General features: G+C 76.9%; 1 protein-coding gene. It reads left to right on the forward strand.

Annotated features, from left to right (window positions below; all coding sequences use genetic code 11):
* Positions 1 to 27: 27 nt before the first annotated feature.
* A partial coding sequence (locus AC2JF9_RS08650; RefSeq protein ID WP_500726951.1) for a hypothetical protein occupies positions 28 to 481 on the forward strand: 454 nt, incomplete at its 3' end.

Consider the following 481-nt stretch of genomic DNA (forward strand, 5'->3'; position numbering starts at 1 on the left):
GCGCCCGTCCTGCACTTCAGCGGGACGATGCGGCTGGCCGACGGGAGGGACGCGGCTGCCCGGATCGCGGCCGCGCTGGACGGGATCGCGCCGGGCGCCGGCTACGGGGCTCTTGCCGCCGGTTCGGACATACTCGTCGCGGAGGCCCTGCTCGCCCGCGACGCGGAGGTGCACGTCGTGCTGCCGTGCGACGTGCAGACGTTCCGGGCGGCCTCCGTGGCGCCGCTGGCGGGCGATTGGGCGGCGCGCTTCGACCGCCTGCTTGGCGAGGCGGCCGCGATCGAGGTCGCCGGCAGTGCGGAGCGGCTGACCGGCGGCGCCATCGCCGTCGCGGACGCGGTCGCGATGGGCATTGCGATCCAGCGCGCCCGCGACCTCGCCACGCGCGCGGTCGCGCTGCGGGTCGTGGCGAACGGCGAGGATGCGTCTCCGTCGGACCTCGACGCGGCCTGGGAGCGGTCGGGACACGAGCGGGTGGTGC

The sequence above is a fragment of the Lactobacillus sp. C449L genome (genome assembly GCF_059900815.1).